Here is an 18,078-nt window from a genome sequence, read left to right on the forward strand (position 1 = left end):
AATACTGTCAATCCATCCGGGAAATGTCTAGAATAGGCATTAATTATCACTTACTTTTTGGATGCAGTTCTAAACATATATGCCAGTTTTACAAGTATTACATTACCCAGACGAGCGCCTTCGCACAATTGCAAAGCCAGTAGAAAAAGTTGATGCAGAGATCCAGCACATCATTGATGATATGTTTGAAACGATGTATGCAGAGGAAGGTATTGGCTTAGCTGCAACACAAGTCGATATTCATCAAAGAATTATCGTTATTGATGTTTCTGAAGATCGTAAACAGCGTCTCGTACTTATTAATCCAGAATTAGTCAATGAATCTGGCGAAACAGGAATAGAAGAAGGTTGTCTATCTGTTCCTGAACAACGTGGATTTGTACCTCGTTTTGAACAAGTCAAAATTAAGGCGTTGGATTATCACGGGCAACCATTTGAATTGGAAGCTGATGGCCTGCTGGCAATTTGCATCCAGCATGAAATGGATCACTTGGTCGGTAAACTCTTTGTCGATTACCTGTCGCCATTGAAACGCCAACGCATCCGCCAGAAAGTTGAAAAAATTGACCGATTAAGAGCTAAGAGCAAATAATCTTTTATTATTGCAGGAAATAACAGTGTCTGATTCTTTACGTATTATTTTTGCCGGAACACCTGATTTCGCAGCTCGCCATTTGGCAGCTTTACTAAACTCCCAACACCAAGTTGTTGGAGTACTCACTCGACCAGATAAGCCGGCAGGAAGAGGTAAAAAACTGACACCAAGCCCCGTAAAGGTATTGGCTGAAGAATATGGAATTCCTGTTTTCCAGCCAAAAACCTTACGTGCAGAAGAAAATCAGCAATGGGTTATGGAACAACAAGCAGATATTATGATTGTTGTTGCATATGGATTGATACTCCCGCAAGCCGTTTTAGATATTCCACGCCTAGGGTGCCTGAATGTTCACGGTTCTTTGTTACCCCGCTGGCGTGGTGCTGCACCAATCCAGCGTTCAGTTTGGGCTGGGGATGAAGAAACCGGGGTCACGATCATGCAAATGGATGCAGGGCTGGATACTGGCAATATGTTGCTCAAAGCTATTTGCCCTATTACAAGTGAAGATACCAGCGCAAGTTTGTACGAAAAACTTGCTGAAACCGGCCCTAAAGCGTTACTTGATACCTTAGATTTAATTACCTCTGGAAAATGCCAGCCAGAAGTACAAGATAATGATCTTGCAACTTATGCAGAGAAACTAAGCAAAGATGAGGCAAAAGTCGATTGGAATTTGCCTGCAGCTCAGCTTGAACGTTGTGTTCGCGCTTTCAATCCTTGGCCTTTAAGTTTCTTCAATATAAATGAGCAGCCAATCAAGATTTGGCAAGCAGAAGTCATCACAGAACAAACTACCCAAACTCCGGGAACAATTATCAAAGCAGATAAGACCGGTATTCAAGTCGCGACCGTCGATGGAATACTGAATATCACTCAGCTACAACCACCTGGAAAAAAAGCAATGTCAGCTGCCGACCTCTTAAACTCCAGACGTGAGTGGTTTACACCAGGTAGTAAAATCATCTGATATTAATTTGCCCGTATGCCTAACATACGGGCTTCTTCCTACTTATTATGCTGACAATAGTTAGCTCTTTAGACCATACCATGAAAAATACATATAACCTGCGAAGCATCGCTGCAAAAGCGATCACTCAAGTACTTGAGCAAGGTCAATCTCTCAGCACAGTGCTGCCTGAACTACAACAGAAAGTTTCCGACAAGGATAAGGCTTTACTACAAGAGCTTTGCTTTGGCGTGATGAGAGTATTACCTCAGCTTGAGTGGTTTATTAGCCAATTAATGGAAAAACCATTGAAAGGAAAACAACGTATTTTCCACTACTTAATCATGGTTGGTATATATCAGCTTACATATACACGTATACCTGCACACGCTGCATTAGCTGAAACCGTCAATGGTGCTATAAACTTAAAAAAACCACAGTTAAAAGGATTAATCAACGGTGTTCTTCGCCAATTTCAGCGCCAACAACACGAATTAGTAGAACAGTCAAATAATCATGATATTAATCCACATCTACATCCTAAATGGCTATTAGAACGTATTCAAAACGCTTACCCCCAAGTTTGGAAGGATATAGTAGATGCCAATAACCAAAAACCCCCCATGTGGTTACGAGTGAATCAGCTTCACCATACAACTGACCAATACCTCACTCTATTAGAAGAAGCGGATATACGAGCAGAAATGGATATTAATCATCCACATGCCATTCGTCTGGTAACTCCTTGCCCCGTCAATACGTTGCCAGGCTTTGAAAAAGGGTGGGTCACAATTCAAGATCGCTCTGCTCAAAGGTGTGCTGAACTTTTAGCTCCATCTAATGGAGAATCCATATTAGATCTCTGTGCTGCGCCAGGGGGAAAAACAACCCATATACTTGAGGTTGCACCAAAATCTAAAGTCCTCGCTATTGATATTGACGAACAAAGAATTAAACGGGTAAACGAAAATTTACAACGCCTTAATTTACATGCTGTCGTCAAAAAGGGTGATGGTCGCCTTCCGCAAGAATGGGCAGCAGGTGAACAATTTGATCGCATTCTTCTCGATGCTCCTTGTTCTGCAACTGGTGTTATTCGTCGCCATCCGGATATAAAATGGTTACGCAGAAATGAAGATATTAATCAATTAGTTACATTGCAAACAGAAATTCTTGATGCCATATGGCCATATTTAAAGAAAAATGGCACATTGGTTTATGCTACCTGTTCAATTTTACCTCAAGAAAATAGTGAGCAAATTAGCTCATTTTTGAAACGTCATACAGATGCCATATTGTCGGAAACCGGCACCTTAGAAAGTCCCGGAATTCAAGTCGTTCCTGAAGTGACTGGCGGAGACGGCTTCTTTTATGCTCGTTTGATCAAACAGTAACAGTTCTCTCTCGTTTAATTGAAACGGGAGAGCCTTATATTGTTTGCTAAAATATCAAGAATAGGAACACAGCTTCTAATTAAGAAGAAAATACTATGAAGATAATTATTCTGGGTGCAGGCCAAGTTGGTGGTACGCTAGCCGAGAATTTGGTTGATGAAAACAATGATATTACTGTCGTTGATACCAATACCGACCGTTTGCGCCAGTTGCAGGACAAATTTGATCTCCGGGTTGTAAATGGTCATGGCTCCCATCCCAGGGTATTGAAAGAAGCAGGAGCTGAAGATGCGGATATGTTGGTTGCTGTGACTAATTCAGATGAAACCAACATGATTGCCTGTCAGATTGCCTACTCCCTATTTAATACACCAAACAAGGTCGCCAGAATACGATCCTCTGAATATATTCGTGAATCAGACAAATTATTCCAACCTGATGATATTCCTATAGACTATTTAATCTCTCCCGAGCAATTAGTCATTGATTACATATATAAATTAATTCAATACCCGGGTGCGCTACAAGTTGTTAATTTTGCGGAAGGCCGTGTCAGCATTGTTGCAGTAAAAGCCTATTATGGTGGCTCATTAGTCGGTAACGCCTTATCTTCACTCAGAGAACATATGCCGCATATTGATAGCAAAGTGGCTGCAATATTTCGTCAAGACCGACCCATAAGACCGCAAGGCTCAACAATTATTGAAGCTGGAGACGAAGTTTTTTTCGTTGCTGCATCACAACATATAAGGGCAGTAATGAGTGAATTACAGCGTCTTGAAAAACCTTATAAACGCATCATGATTGTCGGAGGTGGCAATGTTGGTGCTGGCTTAGCTCTGCGACTTGAAAAAGATTACAGTGTTAAATTGATTGAGCATAATCAGGAAAGAGCCACAGAACTCGCGGAATTATTGCACGATACTATCGTATTCTACGGAGATGCATCTGACCAAGAGCTACTCGCCGAAGAGCATATAGAGCAAGTTGATGTTTTTATCGCATTAACAAATGATGACGAAGCTAACATCATGTCAGCTATGCTTGCAAAACGAATGGGCGCCAAAAAAGCAATGGTACTTATTCAACGTAGTGCATATGTCGATTTAGTTCAAGGTGGAGTTATTGATATCGCAATTTCACCTCAGCAAGCAACAGTATCAGCATTGCTAGGTCATGTACGTAAAGCAGATATTGTCAGCGTATTTTCTCTAAGAAGAGGAGTTGCGGAAGCTATCGAAGCTATCGCACATGGTGACGAACATACATCAAAGGTTGTCGGACGCAAAATTGGCGATATCAAATTACCACCAGGAACAACGATTGGCGCTATCGTACGTGATGAAGAAGTCATAATTGCTAATGATTACAGTGTGATTCTGCAAGGTGATCATGTGATCATGTTTATTACTGATAAAAAGTTTGTCCCAGAAGTAGAAAAACTTTTCCAGCCAAGTCCTTTTTTCCTTTAGACATAAATCTCGTTCGATTGATGAGATATTCTTACTTAATAAATTAGAAGGCCAATAATAATAACTTCAAAAATTACTATTATTGGCCTCCCAATTACCATTTTTACCGTTTTTACCGTTTTTACCGTTTTTACCGTTTTTTTCTTTGCGACTGTAACTTCCTTTACCTTTTTTATTCTTTTCTACTCTTTGTCTAAACAAGGGATCATGTAACAGAGCTTCTATCGCATTATCTTTGATAATGCCTTTTTTATGGTGATATGTTGTCATAAAGGACCTTTAATAATTAATAGAACAATTAAGTCATTATAATTACAAGTTGATGAAAAACAGTCCGATTGTACTCTTCGCATACAAAATAATAAAGAAAAATTATTTATTTGCAGCGCCTTCCTCTAATATTTCTAATATAGAGCAATATGTGCTTGTATGAGCACTACCACAACATGCGTCACTCAACATTTTTAATGAATTACGCATCTTTTGCATTTCTAACAATTTTTCTTCTATTTCTTGTAGCCTACAGTCAACAATTTGCTTCGATTCCTGACAAGTATGATGTTCAGGATCTACACGAATTGACAATAATTCAATAATTGCTTCTAATGTAAAACCCAACTGTTTTGCATAACGAATAAACTTTAGCCTCTGTAAATCTTGCTCTATATATAATCTATAACCCCCTTCTGTTCTTCCCTTGTGGTCCATCAAGCCCTGTTTTTCATAAAAACGAATTGTGTCGGGAGTTACTTTTGCCAATTTAGCTAATTGACCAATACGGTACATAGGAGATACTCCTATAAAATAGGATATGAATAACAATTATACTACCAGAATAGATTAATAAATCACCCGATTAAGGCAAGTTTTCAGACGAATAGATGGGATAGTAGTGAAAGGAATTTATCAGTAAGCAATAAAAAACCGGGTATTATCCCGGTTTTTTACGCTCCTACAGATTATTCTGCAGATGCTGCTTCTGTCTGAGACTCAGCTGCGCGGTCAACAAGCTCGATATATGCCATCGGTGCATTGTCACCTGCACGGAAGCCACACTTCAAAATACGAGTGTAACCACCTGCGCGGCTCGCGAAACGCGGGCCCAGTTCATTAAACAGTTTTGCCACGATCTCATTGTCACGAGTACGGGCGAATGCCAGACGACGATTAGCTACGCTGTCGGTCTTGGCAAGAGTAATCAGCGGCTCAACTACGCGACGCAGTTCTTTCGCTTTAGGCAGAGTCGTCTTGATGATTTCATGACGAACCAAAGAACCTGCCATATTACGGAACATAGCTTGGCGATGGCTGCTGTTGCGGTTCAATTGACGACCACTCTTACGATGGCGCATGACCTTATCCTTCTCAGTAAAACCTTAACCTGTGATCTAGTTATTCATCAGCAATACTTGCTGGTGGCCAATTTTCCAGGCGCATGCCCAGAGAAAGCCCACGTGACGCCAGTACGTCTTTAATCTCAGTAAGAGATTTTTTACCCAGGTTAGGTGTCTTAAGTAACTCAACCTCGGTACGCTGTACCAGATCACCGATGTAGTGGATAGCTTCTGCTTTAAGGCAGTTAGCAGAGCGGACAGTCAATTCCAGATCGTCAACAGGGCGCAGCAGGATCGGATCAAACTCTGGCTTCTCTTCTTTAACTTCTGGTTGACGTACATCACGTAAGTCAACAAAAGCTTCCAGTTGTTCAGCCAGAATGGTAGCTGCACGGCGAATCGCTTCTTCAGGATCGATTGTACCGTTAGTCTCCATCTCGATAACCAGCTTATCCAGGTCAGTACGCTGTTCTACACGAGCTGCTTCAACATTGTAGGCAATACGCTCTACTGGGCTATAGCAAGCATCTACTAACAAACGACCGATAGGGCGCTCATCTTCTTCCGAATGAATTCGGGCAGAAGCCGGCACATAACCACGACCGCGCTGAACTTTAATACGCATACTAATGGAAGCGCTTTCGTCAGTCAGATGGCAGATTACGTGCTGCGGCTTGACGATTTCGACATCACCATCATGGATGATGTCGGCTGCAGTCACAGGGCCAATGCCAGATTTATTCAAGGTAATGATAACTTCATCTTTACCCTGAACTTTCACCGCCAGCCCTTTCAGATTGAGGAGAATCTCCAGGATATCTTCCTGTACACCTTCTTTGGTGCTGTACTCATGCAGTACACCATCAATCTCAACCTCAGTCACCGCACAACCCGGCATAGACGAAAGCAGAATACGGCGCAGTGCGTTGCCAAGAGTATGGCCAAAGCCACGCTCTAATGGCTCAAGGGTCACCTTGGCGTGCGTCGAACTGACTTGCTCGATATCTACCAGGCGCGGTTTTAGAAACTCTGTCACAGAACCCTGCATTGTGTCCTCTCTTTGGTGCTAAGCTTTACTTAGAGTAAAGCTCGACGATCAGGTGTTCGTTAATGTCAGCGGATAGATCAGTACGTTCAGGAATACGCTTGAACACACCTTCCATCTTCGCAGCATCAACTTCCAACCAAGTTGGTTTCTCACGCTGCTCAGCCAGCTCTAAGGCTGCTTTAATGCGAGCCTGCTTCTTCGCTTTTTCACGAACGCTGACTACGTCATTCGGGGATACCTGATAAGAAGCGATGTTAACGACGTGACCATTTACCATGATAGCCTTGTGGCTTACCATCTGACGTGATTCAGCACGAGTCGCGCCAAAGCCCATACGATAAACGACGTTATCCAAACGACTTTCAAGCAAATTCAGCAGGTTTTCACCTGTGTTGCCTTTCAGACGAGTAGCTTCTTTATAGTAGTTACGGAATTGACGCTCCAGAACACCGTAAATACGACGAACTTTTTGTTTTTCACGTAACTGCACACCATAGTCAGACAGACGCGGTTTACGTGCGCCGTGCTGGCCTGGTGCTTGTTCTAACTTACACTTGGTGTCAATCGCGCGAACGCCAGACTTCAGGAAAAGGTCTGTACCCTCGCGACGGCTCAGCTTGAGCTTAGGACCCAAATATCTTGCCATTTTCTTTCTCCAACAATCCTAAAAACGAAGACGTATTAAACGCGACGTTTTTTCGGTGGACGACAACCGTTATGAGGAATCGGAGTCACATCAGTAATATTAGTGATGCGGAAACCAGCCGCGTTTAATGCGCGGATAGTTGACTCACGACCAGGACCAGGTCCTTTTACCATAACTTCCAGGTTCTTAATTCCGTATTCTTTTACTGCTTCAGCACAGCGTTCTGCTGCAACCTGAGCCGCAAACGGAGTAGATTTACGAGAACCACGGAAACCGGAACCACCGGCAGTTGCCCAACCCAATGCGTTACCCTGACGATCAGTAATAGTAACGATGGTGTTGTTGAAAGAAGCATGGATATGAGCCACACCGTCAGAGACTTGTTTTCTTACACGCTTACGTGCACGAATAGGTGCTTTTGCCATTATTCAATCACCCCGATTATTTCTTGATCGGCTTACGCGGACCCTTACGGGTACGTGCATTGGTCTTGGTACGCTGACCGCGCACTGGTAGACCACGACGATGACGCAAACCACGATAGCAACCAAGGTCCATCAGACGTTTGATGCTCAGGGTCACTTCACGACGCAAGTCACCTTCTACAACGTATTTGGCAACTTCGTCACGCAGCTTGTCAATTTGCTCTTCAGACAGCTCACTGATCTTAACATTTTCAGCAATACCCGCTGCTGCACAGATAGCCTGTGAGCGAGTTTTACCGATGCCGTAAATCGAGGTTAACGCGATAACGGTATGTTTCTGATCAGGAATGTTAATGCCTGCTATACGGGCCACTATGCACTCCTACAATATTTATTACTGCAACACCATTCTGAAAAGCCCGTTTTCAGGATACTCAAATAATGTTGCGGTCAGATAAAAAAGATTGGCTGGCTAATTTAGCCAGCTCAACCCAACTTTGCAAGAAAAATATGCGATTAATTAGCCTTGGCGTTGTTTGTGCTTAGGCTCTGCACTGCAAATTACGCGAACGATACCGTTACGCTTAACAATTTTGCAGTTGCGGCATAATTTCTTGACGGAAGCACGAACTTTCATTTTTACTCTCCGTAACTTCTCAAGCAAACCAGTTAGCGGTTATATCCTTTCAGGTTTGCCTTCTTCAATGCAGACTCATACTGACTTGACATCATCAGAGTTTGCACTTGAGCCATAAAGTCCATGATAACAACAACTACGATCAGTAGGGAAGTACCACCAAAATAGAATGGAACTTTCATTGCGTCACGCATGAACTCCGGGATTAAGCAGATAAAAGTAATATATAACGCACCAACTAAGGTTAAACGAGTCATTACTTTATCGATATACTTAGCCGTTTGCTCTCCCGGACGAATTCCTGGTACGAATGCACCGGACTTCTTCAGGTTATCTGCTGTTTCTCTTGGATTGAATACCAAAGCCGTGTAGAAGAAACAGAAGAAGATGATTGCAGATGCGTATAATAACACATAAAGTGGTTGACCCGGCTGCAAATACATAGAAATAGTTGTCAGCCAATTCCAGCCTGTCCCGCCACCAAACCAAGAGGCTATAGTACCAGGGAACAAAATAATACTGGAAGCAAAAATTGCAGGGATAACCCCAGCCATATTCACTTTCAACGGTAAATGTGTACTTTGTGCTGCAAAAACTTTACGACCTTGCTGACGTTTAGCATAGTTAACGACGATACGACGTTGACCACGCTCCATGAAAACAACGAAGAAAGTTACAGCAGACACTAATACTGCAACCAACAGCAACAGGAGGAAGCTCAGATCGCCTTGCCGAGCTTGCTCGATGGTGTGACCAATTGCAGGCGGTAAGCCCGCAACGATACCAGCAAAGATTATGATTGAAATACCGTTACCGATACCTCTTTCAGTAATCTGCTCACCCAACCACATCAAGAACATGGTTCCCGTGACCAGACTTACTACAGCCGTGAAATAGAATGCAAGACCTGGATTAATCACCAACCCTTGCATCCCTGGCATATTCGGCAATCCGGTAGCAATACCAATTGACTGGAATATCGCCAGCACTAATGTGCCATAACGGGTGTACTGACTGATCTTACGACGACCAGCTTCCCCTTCCTTCTTAATCTCTGCTAAACGGGGGTGAACCACAGTTAGCAACTGGATAATAATTGATGCCGAGATATACGGCATTATACCCAGTGCAAAGATAGAAGCACGGCTTAAAGCACCACCAGAAAACATGTTAAACATTTCAATGATGGTGCCTCTTTGCTGTTCGAGCAATTTGGCAAGCACAGTGGCATCAATACCAGGGATTGGAATAAAAGAGCCAATACGGAAAACAATTAGAGCTCCAATGACAAACAAAAGTCTGCGTTTTAACTCGCCTAATCCGCCTTTAGCACTTTGAAAATCTAATCCTGGTTGTTTAGCCATCTGTTACTTATTCCTCAATTTTACCGCCAGCAGCTTCAATTGCAGCGCGGGCGCCTTTAGTAACACGCAAGCCACGCACAGTTACTGCGCGATTGACTTCGCCAGAAAGCATTACTTTAGCGAATTCAATTTGAGGGCCAATAACGTTAGCTGCTTTCAGTGCATTCAGATCGATAACATCGCCTTCAACACGTGCAAAATCAGACAGACGAATTTCTGCAGTGATCATTGCTTTACGTGAAGTAAAACCAAATTTTGGTAAACGACGATATAAAGGCATCTGACCGCCTTCGAAACCGCGACGAACGCCACCGCCAGAACGAGACTTCTGACCTTTGTGACCACGTCCGCCAGTTTTACCCAGGCCAGAACCGATACCACGACCTACACGTTTAGGTGCGTGCTTGGCACCTTCAGCCGGAGACAGAGTATTTAAGCGCATCTGTTACTCCTCAACTTTAACCATATAGGAAACCAAGTTGACCATACCGCGAACAGCTGGTGTATCTTCACGTTCTACAGTATGACCAATGCGACGCAGACCTAAACCTGTCAGAGTTGCCTTATGCTTAGGCAAACGACCGATTGAACTGCGAACCTGAGTAATTTTAATAGTCTTAGCCATGGTCATTACCCCAGAATTTCTTCGACGGATTTGCCACGCTTAGCCGCGACCATTTCAGGAGACTTCATACTATCCAAAGCATCCAGAGTTGCACGAACCACGTTGATTGGGTTAGTGGAACCATAGGTTTTAGCCAGTACGTTACGAACTCCAGCTACTTCCAGAACAGCACGCATCGCACCACCGGCGATGATACCTGTACCTTCGTGAGCAGGCTGCATGAACACGCTAGAACCGGTGTGTGAGCCTTTCACTGGGTGGTGCAGGGTGCCGCTCTTAAGTGCGACGGTTTTCATATTGCGACGTGCTTTTTCCATCGCTTTCTGGATCGCTGCCGGAACTTCGCGTGCTTTGCCGTAGCCAAAACCAACGCGACCGTTACCATCACCAACTACAGTCAGTGCTGTAAAGCTGAAAATACGGCCACCTTTAACGGTTTTAGATACGCGGTTTACCGCGATCAGCTTTTCCTGCAGTTCGCCAGCTTGTTTTTCGATGTGAGCCATCTTACACCTCTACCTTAGAACTGAAGGCCAGCTTCACGGGCAGCATCTGCCAGTGCCTGGACTCTACCATGATATTGGAAACCAGAACGGTCAAAGGATACATCTTTGATGCCTTTTTCCAGAGCGCGTTCAGCAACAATTTTGCCTACTAATGCTGCTGCTTCTTTGTTTCCAGTAAATTTCAGTTGTTCACTGATAGCTTTTTCTGTTGTAGAAGCTGCCACCAGAGTTTCAGAACCATTTGGTGCGATAACCTGCGCATAAATATGGCGAGGGGTACGGTGTACCACCAGGCGAGTTGCACCCAGTTCCTGGAGCTTGCGGCGTGCGCGGGTCGCACGACGGATACGAGCTGCTTTCTTATCCATAGTGTTACCTTACTTCTTCTTAGCCTCTTTGGTACGCACGACTTCATCGGCGTAACGAACACCCTTGCCTTTATATGGCTCAGGACGACGATAGGCACGCAGATCTGCCGCAACCTGACCAATCACCTGCTTATCAGCACCTTTCAGTACGATTTCAGTTTGTGATGGGCATTCCGCAGTTATGCCTGCTGGCAGTTGATGCTCAACCGGATGCGAGAAGCCTAAAGACAAGCTAACTGCATTGCCTTTAACTGCTGCACGGTAACCAACACCTACCAGTTGAAGCTTCTTAGTGAAACCTTCATGAACACCGATAACCATTGCATTCAGCAGAGAACGAGTTGTACCCGCCTGTGCCCAAGCATCAACGAAACCTTCGCGTGGTGCGAAAGTCAGTTGGTTATCCGCATGTGTAACTTCAACTGCGTTGTGGATTTCACGACTTAATTCGCCGTTTTTACCCTTAATCGAAATAACCTGACCGTTGAGTTTAACCTCTACGCCGGCAGGAATGACGACGGGTGCTTTTGCAACACGAGACATTCTTTCCTCCCGAATTAAGCTACGTAGCAGAGAATCTCGCCACCAAGACCAGCTTGGCGAGCTGCACGATCAGTCATTACACCTTTAGAGGTAGAAACAACAGCAATACCCAAGCCAGCCATAACTTGTGGCAGCTCATCTTTTTTCTTATAGATGCGCAGACTTGGACGGCTTACACGCTGAATGCTTTCTACAACAGCCTTACCTTGGAAATACTTCAGAGTAATTTCCAATTCTGGCTTGGTGTCGCCTTCGATTTTAAAATCTTCAATGTAACCTTCTTCCTTCAGCACTTTGGCAATTGCCACTTTCAGCTTGGAGGAAGGCATGGTGACCGCAACTTTATTCGCGGCCTGACCGTTACGGATACGGGTCAGCATATCCGCTATCGGATCTTGCATGCTCATCTGTCTTTACTCCCGTGATTCAATTGGTGACAATTACCAGCTAGCCTTTTTAAGGCCCGGGATTTCACCGCGCATAGCGGCTTCACGGACTTTAATACGGCTCAACCCAAACTTCCGCAAAAATCCATGCGGACGCCCAGTTTGACGGCAGCGGTTACGCTGACGGCAAGGGCTGGAATCACGTGGCAGTGTTTGCAGCTTGAGAACAGCATTCCAACGGTCTTCGTCAGATGCGTTTACATCAGAGATGATCGCTTTCAGTTCAACGCGTTTTGCGAAGAATTTCTCAGCTAATTTCGCACGTTTTACATCGCGTGCTTTCATTGATTGCTTAGCCATGAATACCCTGCCTTACTTGCGGAACGGGAAGTTAAACGCAGCCAACAGTGCGCGGCCTTCATCATCAGATTTCGCAGTAGTGGTGATAGTAATATCTAAACCACGTACACGATCCACTTTATCGTAATCGATTTCAGGGAAGATGATTTGCTCACGAACACCCATGCTGTAGTTACCACGACCATCGAATGATTTAGCGGACAAACCACGGAAGTCACGGATACGTGGTACAGCAATATAGATCAGGCGCTCAAAGAACTCCCACATGCGTTTGCCACGCAGGGTTACTTTACAGCCGATTGGATAGCCCTGACGGATTTTGAAGCCTGCAACTGATTTGCGTGCTTTGGTGATCAATGGTTTCTGACCAGAGATTGCTGTCAAGTCAGCTGCTGCATTGTCCAGCAGTTTTTTGTCAGCGATCGCTTCACCAACACCCATGTTCAGGGTGATCTTCTCGACCCGAGGGACTTGCATGACAGAATGGTAACCAAACTGAGTCATCAGTTTCTGGACTACCTCGTCTTTGTAGTAATCATGCAGTTTCGCCATCGTATACTCCAAATTACTTGATAGTTTCGTTGTTAGATTTGAAGAAACGAACTTTTTTGCCGTCTTCGAATCTAAAACCTACACGGTCAGCCTTGCTGGTTGCTGCGTTGAAGATTGCAACGTTAGAAACATTAATAGCTGCTTCTTTTTCAACGATGCCACCTGGTTGATTCAGAGCCGGAACTGGCTTCTGATGTTTTTTAACCAGATTGATGCCTTCAACAATGACTTTGCCAGAAGAAAGAACCTGTTTTACTTTACCGCGCTTACCTTTGTCTTTACCGGTCAACACGATAATTTCGTCATCACGACGGATTTTCGCTGCCATTGCCTGCTCCTTAGAGTACTTCAGGTGCCAGAGAGATAATTTTCATGAACTTTTCATTACGAAGTTCACGAGTTACCGGCCCAAAAATACGCGTACCGATAACTTGCTCACTATTGTTATTCAACAATACACAAGCGTTGCTATCGAAGCGAATGACAGAACCGTCCGGGCGACGAACACCCTTCTTGGTGCGCACCACTACCGCTTTCAGGACATCACCTTTTTTCACTTTACCGCGAGGAATTGCTTCCTTGATAGTGATTTTGATGATGTCACCGACATGTGCGTAGCGACGGTGCGAGCCACCTAGAACCTTGATACACATTACGCGACGTGCACCGGAGTTGTCGGCCACGTTCAGCATAGTCTGTTCTTGGATCATTTTAGTGCTCCGCTAAATGTCAACTACTACTGAGCTACTTTAATTTTTAAAGAAGCCGTTTCAATATCCCATACTACGAGGGCGCGGCATTATAACACCACATCTTCGCGATGGACAGAGAAATAAACGGCCCTGTTATTTTTTGGGCCGTTTATTTCGTACGAGATAGCGTTCTATTACAGAACCGCTTTCTCTACAACGCGAACTAAGGTCCAAGATTTAGTCTTAGACAGTGGGCGGGTTTCGCGGATTTCCACTACATCACCAATTCCACATTCATTGTTCTCGTCATGTACGTGCAGTTTGGTCGTACGTTTGATGAACTTACCATACAGTGGGTGTTTCACCTTACGCTCAATAGCAACAACAATGGATTTTTCCATTTTGTCACTAATAACACGACCTTGCAGAGTACGGATTTTATCGGTCATTACGCACCCGCCTTCTCAGTCAGTAAAGTCTTAACGCGTGCAATATTACGACGCACTTGTTTCAACAGATGAGACTGTTGCAGCTGGCCACTTGCCGCCTGCATACGCAAATTGAATTGTTCACGCAACAAATTCAGCAGCTCAGTGTTCAGCTCTTCAACGCTTTTTTCGCGCAGCTCTTGTGCTTTCATTACATCACCGTCTTAGTTACAAAGGTGGTTTTGATAGGCAGTTTCGCTGCTGCCAGCTTGAATGCTTCACGAGCCAGCTCTTCAGGCACACCGTCCATTTCATACAGGACTTTACCGGGCTGGATCAAGGCAACCCAGTATTCTACGTTACCTTTACCTTTACCCATACGCACTTCGAGTGGCTTTTCGGTGATAGGTTTGTCTGGGAACACACGGATCCAGATTTTACCTTGACGCTTAATTGCACGGGTCATAGCACGACGTGCCGCTTCAATCTGACGAGCAGTCAGACGACCACGGCCCACAGCTTTCAGACCGAAAGTGCCGAAGCTAACATCCGCACCTGCAGCCAGACCACGGTTGCGGCCTTTGTGCACCTTGCGGAATTTCGTACGCTTTGGTTGTAACATCAGCGACTCTCCTTACTTGCGGCCTTTACGCTGCTGCTTTTTAGGTTGCGCAGCCGGTTTTTCCGCCTGTTCAACTGCAGCCATACCACCCAGGATCTCACCTTTGAAGATCCATACCTTAACGCCGATTACACCATAAGTGGTGTGCGCTTCAGAAGTATTGTAGTCGATGTCTGCACGCAGAGTGTGCAGAGGTACACGACCTTCACGATACCATTCAGTACGCGCAATTTCAGCACCGCCCAGACGGCCACTGACTTCCACTTTGATGCCTTTCGCGCCCAGACGCATAGCGTTCTGTACCGCACGTTTCATAGCACGGCGGAACATAACACGACGCTCCAGCTGGGAGCTGATGCTGTCAGCAACCAGTTTTGCGTCCAGTTCAGGTTTACGCACTTCGGCAATATTAATCTGCGCAGGAACGCCAGCGATATCCGCTACAGCTTTACGCAGTTTTTCTACGTCTTCACCTTTTTTACCGATTACGATACCTGGGCGAGCAGTATGAATAGTCACACGGATGCTTTTCGCAGGACGTTCGATAACAATACGTGAAATTGATGCTTTAACCAGTTCTTTGTTCAAGTACTGGCGAACTTTAAAGTCACTGTCCAGGTTGTCAGCGAATTCTTTGGTATTCGCATACCAGGTAGAGTTCCAAGGTTTGACAATCCCCAGACGAATACCATTAGGATGTACTTTCTGACCCATTGCTAGTCTCCAGAGTCTCAGCGATCGGACACAACCACAGTAATGTGGCTGGTGCGCTTCAGGATACGATCTGCACGGCCTTTTGCACGAGGCATAATGCGCTTCATTGTTGGGCCTTCGTCTACGAAAATCTTCGCGACTTTCAGATCATCGATGTCAGCGCCATCGTTGTGTTCTGCGTTAGCAATAGCAGACTCAAGTACTTTCTTCACTAAACCAGCAGCTTTCTTGTTGGTATAGGTCAGAGTTTCCAGAGCTTGCGACACTTTCTTACCGCGGATCAGGTCAGCCACAAGGCGAACCTTCTGAGCAGAAGAACGAGCGTGGCGATGTTTAGCGATAGTTTCCATCTCTTCCTCCTACCTTAGCGCTTTTTGGCCTTTTTATCGGCCGCATGGCCGCGATAAGTACGGGTCGGCGCGAATTCACCCAGTTTGTGACCAACCATTTCGTCGGAAACAAAAACTGGAACATGCTGACGACCATTATGGACAGCGATGGTCAAACCGATCATGTTAGGAAAGATCGTTGAACGACGGGACCAAGTCTTAATAGGCTTTTTGTCTCCGCTTTCCACCGCTTTCTCTACCTTCTTCAGCAAGTGCAGGTCAATAAATGGACCTTTCTTGAGAGAACGTGGCATGGCTTATCCTCTAATTATTTTTTAGAACGGCGACGTACGATATATTGATCAGTACGTTTGTTGCTACGGGTCTTCTTACCTTTGGTCTGAATGCCCCATGGAGTTACTGGGTGTTTACCAAAGTTACGACCTTCACCACCACCATGTGGATGGTCTACTGGGTTCATCGCCGTACCACGAACGGTAGGACGAACACCACGCCAGCGGCTTGCACCAGCTTTACCCAGAACACGCAGCATGTGCTCAGCGTTACCAACTTCACCTAAAGTAGCACGGCAGTCAGACAGCACTTTACGCATTTCACCAGAACGCAGACGCAGGGTCACATAAGAACCATCACGAGCAACGATCTGAGCATAAGCACCTGCTGAACGAGCCAGCTGGCCACCTTTTCCTGGTTTCATTTCTATGTTATGAACAGTAGAACCAACCGGGATATTGCGCATTGGCAGTGTGTTACCAGCTTTGATTGCTGAATCAGCACCAGACTGGATTTGATCACCTGCTTTCAGGCCTTTAGGCGCAAGGATATAACGGCGTTCGCCGTCTTTATACAGAACCAGTGCGATGTTTGCTGAACGGTTTGGATCATATTCCAGACGCTCAACAACAGCAGGGATACCGTCTTTATTGCGTTTAAAGTCAACCAGACGATAGTGCTGCTTATGGCCACCACCAATATGACGAGTGGTAATGCGACCATTGTTGTTACGACCACCAGTTTTGTTGTTTTTTTCTAACAACGGAGCATAAGGTTTACCCTTATGCAGCTCAGGGTTAACCACTTTAACAACGTGGCGGCGACCCGGAGACGTAGGTTTACATTTAACAACTGCCATTGTTCTTTACTCCTCCGACTTACTCAGCGCCGCCAACGAAGTCCAAATTCTGGCCTTCTTTCAGGGTGACGTAAGCTTTTTTCCAGTCGCTACGACGACCAACACGCTGACCGTGGCGTTTTACTTTACCTTTAGCCAGCAAAGTGTTCACACCTTCAACTTCAACTTCAAACAGTTTCTGTACGGCAGCTTTGATCTCTGCTTTAGTCGCGTCTTTCGCAACTTTGAGAACGATGGTATTGGTTTTTTCCATCGCAGTAGAAGCTTTTTCAGATACGTGCGGCGCGCGCAGTACTTTCAGCAGACGTTCTTCACGGATCATGCCAGCATCTCCTCAACTTGCTTCACAGCTTCAGCAGTCATAACCACTTTGTCGAAGGCGATCAGGCTAACTGGATCGATACCTGCTGCATCACGAACGTCAACCTTGTACAGGTTGCGAGCTGCTAAGAACAGGTTCTCATCAACTTCGCCAGTGATAATCAGCACGTCTTCCAGAGCCATTTCTTTCAATTTCTGTACCAGCAACTTAGTTTTAGGTGCTTCAACAGAGAACTTCTCGACAACGATCAGACGATCTTGACGTACCAATTCAGACAGAATGCTTTTCAGAGCACCGCGGTACATCTTTTTATTAACTTTTTGACTGTGGTCCTGTGGTTTCGCTGCGAAAGTTACACCACCAGAGCGCCAAATTGGGCTCTTAATTGAACCAGAACGCGCACGGCCAGTGCCTTTCTGACGCCATGGTTTTTTACCTGAACCAGAAACTTCAGCACGAGTTTTCTGAGCACGAGTACCTTGACGAGCACCAGCTGCATACGCAACAACTACTTGATGCACAAGCGCTTCATTGAAATCACGCCCGAAGGTAGTTTCGGAAACAGTCAGCGCGCTTTGCGCGTCTTTCATTACCAATTCCATTCCTATCTCCTC

32 protein-coding genes are annotated in these 18,078 nt (G+C 45.0%); 4 read left to right on the plus strand and 28 right to left on the minus strand.

Going from position 1 to position 18,078, the window contains the following annotated elements:
• The first annotated feature begins 79 nt into the window (after nt 1-79).
• From def to trkA, 4 genes are all read left to right on the plus strand, one after another.
• Complete coding sequence (def, locus tag Xsze_RS03275; RefSeq protein WP_038240453.1) at nt 80-592, plus strand: peptide deformylase; 513 nt, start codon at nt 80-82, stop codon at nt 590-592.
• Nucleotides 593-617: 25 nt separating this feature from the next.
• Nucleotides 618-1,565 (plus strand): methionyl-tRNA formyltransferase, encoded by a 948-nt coding sequence (fmt, locus tag Xsze_RS03280; protein WP_038240455.1) that lies wholly within the window; start codon nt 618-620, stop codon nt 1,563-1,565.
• A gap of 80 nt (nt 1,566-1,645) precedes the next feature.
• Nucleotides 1,646-2,938 (plus strand): 16S rRNA (cytosine(967)-C(5))-methyltransferase RsmB, encoded by a 1,293-nt coding sequence (gene rsmB, locus Xsze_RS03285; RefSeq protein ID WP_038240457.1) that lies wholly within the window; start codon nt 1,646-1,648, stop codon nt 2,936-2,938.
• Between the two features lie 95 nt (nt 2,939-3,033).
• Entirely contained in the window at nt 3,034-4,410 is a 1,377-nt protein-coding gene (gene trkA, locus Xsze_RS03290; protein ID WP_038240459.1) for a Trk system potassium transporter TrkA, read from the plus strand.
• A gap of 66 nt (nt 4,411-4,476) precedes the next feature.
• Here the strand turns inward: trkA and Xsze_RS03295 are convergent, their stop codons facing one another.
• The 28 genes from Xsze_RS03295 to rplD form a co-directional block, all read right to left on the minus strand.
• Nucleotides 4,477-4,680: an alternative ribosome-rescue factor A gene (locus tag Xsze_RS03295; protein ID WP_038240461.1), complete on the minus strand. Its 204-nt coding sequence runs from the start codon at nt 4,678-4,680 to the stop codon at nt 4,477-4,479.
• Between the two features lie 102 nt (nt 4,681-4,782).
• Entirely contained in the window at nt 4,783-5,196 is a 414-nt protein-coding gene (gene zntR / locus Xsze_RS03300; protein ID WP_038240463.1) for a Zn(2+)-responsive transcriptional regulator, read from the minus strand.
• Nucleotides 5,197-5,369: 173 nt separating this feature from the next.
• Nucleotides 5,370-5,762 carry a 50S ribosomal protein L17 gene (gene rplQ, locus Xsze_RS03305; protein ID WP_010847501.1) on the minus strand — a complete coding sequence of 131 codons (393 nt, stop codon included), beginning with the start codon at nt 5,760-5,762 and terminating at the stop codon, nt 5,370-5,372.
• 40 nt (nt 5,763-5,802) lie between these two features.
• Nucleotides 5,803-6,792 carry a DNA-directed RNA polymerase subunit alpha gene (locus Xsze_RS03310; RefSeq protein WP_038240465.1) on the minus strand — a complete coding sequence of 330 codons (990 nt, stop codon included), beginning with the start codon at nt 6,790-6,792 and terminating at the stop codon, nt 5,803-5,805.
• A gap of 25 nt (nt 6,793-6,817) precedes the next feature.
• Nucleotides 6,818-7,438, minus strand: coding sequence for a 30S ribosomal protein S4 (gene rpsD / locus Xsze_RS03315; protein WP_038240467.1), 621 nt, complete (start codon nt 7,436-7,438; stop codon nt 6,818-6,820).
• 35 nt (nt 7,439-7,473) lie between these two features.
• Nucleotides 7,474-7,863 carry a 30S ribosomal protein S11 gene (gene rpsK / locus Xsze_RS03320; RefSeq protein ID WP_002919257.1) on the minus strand — a complete coding sequence of 130 codons (390 nt, stop codon included), beginning with the start codon at nt 7,861-7,863 and terminating at the stop codon, nt 7,474-7,476.
• Nucleotides 7,864-7,879: 16 nt separating this feature from the next.
• Nucleotides 7,880-8,236 (minus strand): 30S ribosomal protein S13, encoded by a 357-nt coding sequence (gene rpsM, locus Xsze_RS03325; protein WP_038240472.1) that lies wholly within the window; start codon nt 8,234-8,236, stop codon nt 7,880-7,882.
• A 147-nt stretch (nt 8,237-8,383) separates the two neighbouring features.
• Nucleotides 8,384-8,500 carry a 50S ribosomal protein L36 gene (gene rpmJ / locus Xsze_RS03330; RefSeq protein WP_012768118.1) on the minus strand — a complete coding sequence of 39 codons (117 nt, stop codon included), beginning with the start codon at nt 8,498-8,500 and terminating at the stop codon, nt 8,384-8,386.
• A 32-nt stretch (nt 8,501-8,532) separates the two neighbouring features.
• Nucleotides 8,533-9,864 (minus strand): preprotein translocase subunit SecY, encoded by a 1,332-nt coding sequence (gene secY / locus Xsze_RS03335; protein WP_038240473.1) that lies wholly within the window; start codon nt 9,862-9,864, stop codon nt 8,533-8,535.
• Nucleotides 9,865-9,871: 7 nt separating this feature from the next.
• Nucleotides 9,872-10,306, minus strand: coding sequence for a 50S ribosomal protein L15 (gene rplO / locus Xsze_RS03340; RefSeq protein ID WP_038240474.1), 435 nt, complete (start codon nt 10,304-10,306; stop codon nt 9,872-9,874).
• A gap of 3 nt (nt 10,307-10,309) precedes the next feature.
• Nucleotides 10,310-10,489 carry a 50S ribosomal protein L30 gene (gene rpmD, locus Xsze_RS03345; protein ID WP_008913894.1) on the minus strand — a complete coding sequence of 60 codons (180 nt, stop codon included), beginning with the start codon at nt 10,487-10,489 and terminating at the stop codon, nt 10,310-10,312.
• 5 nt (nt 10,490-10,494) lie between these two features.
• Nucleotides 10,495-10,995, minus strand: a complete 501-nt coding sequence (rpsE, locus tag Xsze_RS03350; RefSeq protein ID WP_038240475.1) for a 30S ribosomal protein S5 — start codon at nt 10,993-10,995, stop codon at nt 10,495-10,497.
• A gap of 14 nt (nt 10,996-11,009) precedes the next feature.
• Entirely contained in the window at nt 11,010-11,363 is a 354-nt protein-coding gene (gene rplR, locus Xsze_RS03355; RefSeq protein WP_038240476.1) for a 50S ribosomal protein L18, read from the minus strand.
• A 9-nt stretch (nt 11,364-11,372) separates the two neighbouring features.
• On the minus strand, nt 11,373-11,906 hold the full coding sequence (rplF, locus tag Xsze_RS03360) for a 50S ribosomal protein L6 (protein WP_038240477.1): 534 nt from the start codon (nt 11,904-11,906) through the stop codon (nt 11,373-11,375).
• Nucleotides 11,907-11,920: 14 nt separating this feature from the next.
• Complete coding sequence (gene rpsH / locus Xsze_RS03365) at nt 11,921-12,313, minus strand: 30S ribosomal protein S8 (protein WP_038240479.1); 393 nt, start codon at nt 12,311-12,313, stop codon at nt 11,921-11,923.
• Nucleotides 12,314-12,346: 33 nt separating this feature from the next.
• Nucleotides 12,347-12,652 carry a 30S ribosomal protein S14 gene (gene rpsN, locus Xsze_RS03370; protein WP_038240481.1) on the minus strand — a complete coding sequence of 102 codons (306 nt, stop codon included), beginning with the start codon at nt 12,650-12,652 and terminating at the stop codon, nt 12,347-12,349.
• Nucleotides 12,653-12,664: 12 nt separating this feature from the next.
• A complete protein-coding gene (gene rplE, locus Xsze_RS03375) occupies nt 12,665-13,204 on the minus strand; it encodes a 50S ribosomal protein L5 (RefSeq protein ID WP_038240482.1) in 540 nt (179 codons plus the stop codon).
• Nucleotides 13,205-13,217: 13 nt separating this feature from the next.
• Nucleotides 13,218-13,532 carry a 50S ribosomal protein L24 gene (gene rplX / locus Xsze_RS03380; RefSeq protein ID WP_038240483.1) on the minus strand — a complete coding sequence of 105 codons (315 nt, stop codon included), beginning with the start codon at nt 13,530-13,532 and terminating at the stop codon, nt 13,218-13,220.
• A gap of 10 nt (nt 13,533-13,542) precedes the next feature.
• Nucleotides 13,543-13,914, minus strand: a complete 372-nt coding sequence (rplN, locus tag Xsze_RS03385; RefSeq protein ID WP_010847486.1) for a 50S ribosomal protein L14 — start codon at nt 13,912-13,914, stop codon at nt 13,543-13,545.
• A 176-nt stretch (nt 13,915-14,090) separates the two neighbouring features.
• Complete coding sequence (gene rpsQ, locus Xsze_RS03390) at nt 14,091-14,345, minus strand: 30S ribosomal protein S17 (protein WP_038240484.1); 255 nt, start codon at nt 14,343-14,345, stop codon at nt 14,091-14,093.
• Nucleotides 14,345-14,536 carry a 50S ribosomal protein L29 gene (gene rpmC, locus Xsze_RS03395; protein ID WP_010847484.1) on the minus strand — a complete coding sequence of 64 codons (192 nt, stop codon included), beginning with the start codon at nt 14,534-14,536 and terminating at the stop codon, nt 14,345-14,347. The genes rpsQ and rpmC overlap by 1 nt, the downstream gene beginning before the upstream one ends.
• Nucleotides 14,536-14,946, minus strand: coding sequence for a 50S ribosomal protein L16 (gene rplP / locus Xsze_RS03400; RefSeq protein WP_012990491.1), 411 nt, complete (start codon nt 14,944-14,946; stop codon nt 14,536-14,538). The genes rpmC and rplP overlap by 1 nt, the downstream gene beginning before the upstream one ends.
• A 12-nt stretch (nt 14,947-14,958) precedes the next feature.
• On the minus strand, nt 14,959-15,660 hold the full coding sequence (gene rpsC / locus Xsze_RS03405) for a 30S ribosomal protein S3 (protein WP_010847482.1): 702 nt from the start codon (nt 15,658-15,660) through the stop codon (nt 14,959-14,961).
• Between the two features lie 17 nt (nt 15,661-15,677).
• Nucleotides 15,678-16,010, minus strand: coding sequence for a 50S ribosomal protein L22 (rplV, locus tag Xsze_RS03410; protein WP_038240485.1), 333 nt, complete (start codon nt 16,008-16,010; stop codon nt 15,678-15,680).
• A 14-nt stretch (nt 16,011-16,024) separates the two neighbouring features.
• Complete coding sequence (gene rpsS / locus Xsze_RS03415) at nt 16,025-16,303, minus strand: 30S ribosomal protein S19 (protein WP_011148791.1); 279 nt, start codon at nt 16,301-16,303, stop codon at nt 16,025-16,027.
• A gap of 14 nt (nt 16,304-16,317) precedes the next feature.
• Nucleotides 16,318-17,142 (minus strand): 50S ribosomal protein L2, encoded by an 825-nt coding sequence (gene rplB / locus Xsze_RS03420; protein WP_038240486.1) that lies wholly within the window; start codon nt 17,140-17,142, stop codon nt 16,318-16,320.
• Nucleotides 17,143-17,161: 19 nt separating this feature from the next.
• Entirely contained in the window at nt 17,162-17,464 is a 303-nt protein-coding gene (rplW, locus tag Xsze_RS03425) for a 50S ribosomal protein L23 (protein ID WP_010847478.1), read from the minus strand.
• Nucleotides 17,461-18,066: a 50S ribosomal protein L4 gene (gene rplD / locus Xsze_RS03430; RefSeq protein ID WP_038240487.1), complete on the minus strand. Its 606-nt coding sequence runs from the start codon at nt 18,064-18,066 to the stop codon at nt 17,461-17,463. Before rplD ends, rplW begins: the two co-directional genes overlap by 4 nt.
• Nucleotides 18,067-18,078 lie beyond the last annotated feature (12 nt).

This window comes from Xenorhabdus szentirmaii DSM 16338, from assembly GCF_002632585.1.
Lineage (GTDB): Bacteria > Pseudomonadota > Gammaproteobacteria > Enterobacterales > Enterobacteriaceae > Xenorhabdus > Xenorhabdus szentirmaii.

Bases quoted from the DNA above. Each gene is read 5' to 3' on its own strand.
- trkA (WP_038240459.1), top strand. From the start codon at position 3,034: ATGAAGATAATTATTCTGGGTGCAGGCCAAGTTGGTGGTACGCTAGCC.
- rplR (WP_038240476.1), bottom strand. From the start codon at position 11,363: ATGGATAAGAAAGCAGCTCGTATCCGTCGTGCGACCCGCGCACGCCGC.
- rpsH (WP_038240479.1), bottom strand. From the start codon at position 12,313: ATGAGCATGCAAGATCCGATAGCGGATATGCTGACCCGTATCCGTAAC.
- def (WP_038240453.1), top strand. From the start codon at position 80: ATGCCAGTTTTACAAGTATTACATTACCCAGACGAGCGCCTTCGCACA.
- rplD (WP_038240487.1), bottom strand. From the start codon at position 18,066: ATGGAATTGGTAATGAAAGACGCGCAAAGCGCGCTGACTGTTTCCGAA.
- rplF (WP_038240477.1), bottom strand. From the start codon at position 11,906: ATGTCTCGTGTTGCAAAAGCACCCGTCGTCATTCCTGCCGGCGTAGAG.
- rpmD (WP_008913894.1), bottom strand. From the start codon at position 10,489: ATGGCTAAGACTATTAAAATTACTCAGGTTCGCAGTTCAATCGGTCGT.
- rpsD (WP_038240467.1), bottom strand. From the start codon at position 7,438: ATGGCAAGATATTTGGGTCCTAAGCTCAAGCTGAGCCGTCGCGAGGGT.
- rplN (WP_010847486.1), bottom strand. From the start codon at position 13,914: ATGATCCAAGAACAGACTATGCTGAACGTGGCCGACAACTCCGGTGCA.
- rplW (WP_010847478.1), bottom strand. From the start codon at position 17,464: ATGATCCGTGAAGAACGTCTGCTGAAAGTACTGCGCGCGCCGCACGTA.
- rpmJ (WP_012768118.1), bottom strand. From the start codon at position 8,500: ATGAAAGTTCGTGCTTCCGTCAAGAAATTATGCCGCAACTGCAAAATT.
- rsmB (WP_038240457.1), top strand. From the start codon at position 1,646: ATGAAAAATACATATAACCTGCGAAGCATCGCTGCAAAAGCGATCACT.
- zntR (WP_038240463.1), bottom strand. From the start codon at position 5,196: ATGTACCGTATTGGTCAATTAGCTAAATTGGCAAAAGTAACTCCCGAC.
- rpsC (WP_010847482.1), bottom strand. From the start codon at position 15,660: ATGGGTCAGAAAGTACATCCTAATGGTATTCGTCTGGGGATTGTCAAA.
- rpsK (WP_002919257.1), bottom strand. From the start codon at position 7,863: ATGGCAAAAGCACCTATTCGTGCACGTAAGCGTGTAAGAAAACAAGTC.
- rplE (WP_038240482.1), bottom strand. From the start codon at position 13,204: ATGGCGAAACTGCATGATTACTACAAAGACGAGGTAGTCCAGAAACTG.
- rpsN (WP_038240481.1), bottom strand. From the start codon at position 12,652: ATGGCTAAGCAATCAATGAAAGCACGCGATGTAAAACGTGCGAAATTA.
- rplP (WP_012990491.1), bottom strand. From the start codon at position 14,946: ATGTTACAACCAAAGCGTACGAAATTCCGCAAGGTGCACAAAGGCCGC.
- rplX (WP_038240483.1), bottom strand. From the start codon at position 13,532: ATGGCAGCGAAAATCCGTCGTGATGACGAAATTATCGTGTTGACCGGT.
- Xsze_RS03295 (WP_038240461.1), bottom strand. From the start codon at position 4,680: ATGACAACATATCACCATAAAAAAGGCATTATCAAAGATAATGCGATA.
- rpsE (WP_038240475.1), bottom strand. From the start codon at position 10,995: ATGGCTCACATCGAAAAACAAGCTGGCGAACTGCAGGAAAAGCTGATC.
- rpsS (WP_011148791.1), bottom strand. From the start codon at position 16,303: ATGCCACGTTCTCTCAAGAAAGGTCCATTTATTGACCTGCACTTGCTG.
- secY (WP_038240473.1), bottom strand. From the start codon at position 9,864: ATGGCTAAACAACCAGGATTAGATTTTCAAAGTGCTAAAGGCGGATTA.
- rpmC (WP_010847484.1), bottom strand. From the start codon at position 14,536: ATGAAAGCACAAGAGCTGCGCGAAAAAAGCGTTGAAGAGCTGAACACT.
- rplV (WP_038240485.1), bottom strand. From the start codon at position 16,010: ATGGAAACTATCGCTAAACATCGCCACGCTCGTTCTTCTGCTCAGAAG.
- Xsze_RS03310 (WP_038240465.1), bottom strand. From the start codon at position 6,792: ATGCAGGGTTCTGTGACAGAGTTTCTAAAACCGCGCCTGGTAGATATC.
- rplO (WP_038240474.1), bottom strand. From the start codon at position 10,306: ATGCGCTTAAATACTCTGTCTCCGGCTGAAGGTGCCAAGCACGCACCT.
- rpsQ (WP_038240484.1), bottom strand. From the start codon at position 14,345: ATGACCGATAAAATCCGTACTCTGCAAGGTCGTGTTATTAGTGACAAA.
- rplQ (WP_010847501.1), bottom strand. From the start codon at position 5,762: ATGCGCCATCGTAAGAGTGGTCGTCAATTGAACCGCAACAGCAGCCAT.
- rplB (WP_038240486.1), bottom strand. From the start codon at position 17,142: ATGGCAGTTGTTAAATGTAAACCTACGTCTCCGGGTCGCCGCCACGTT.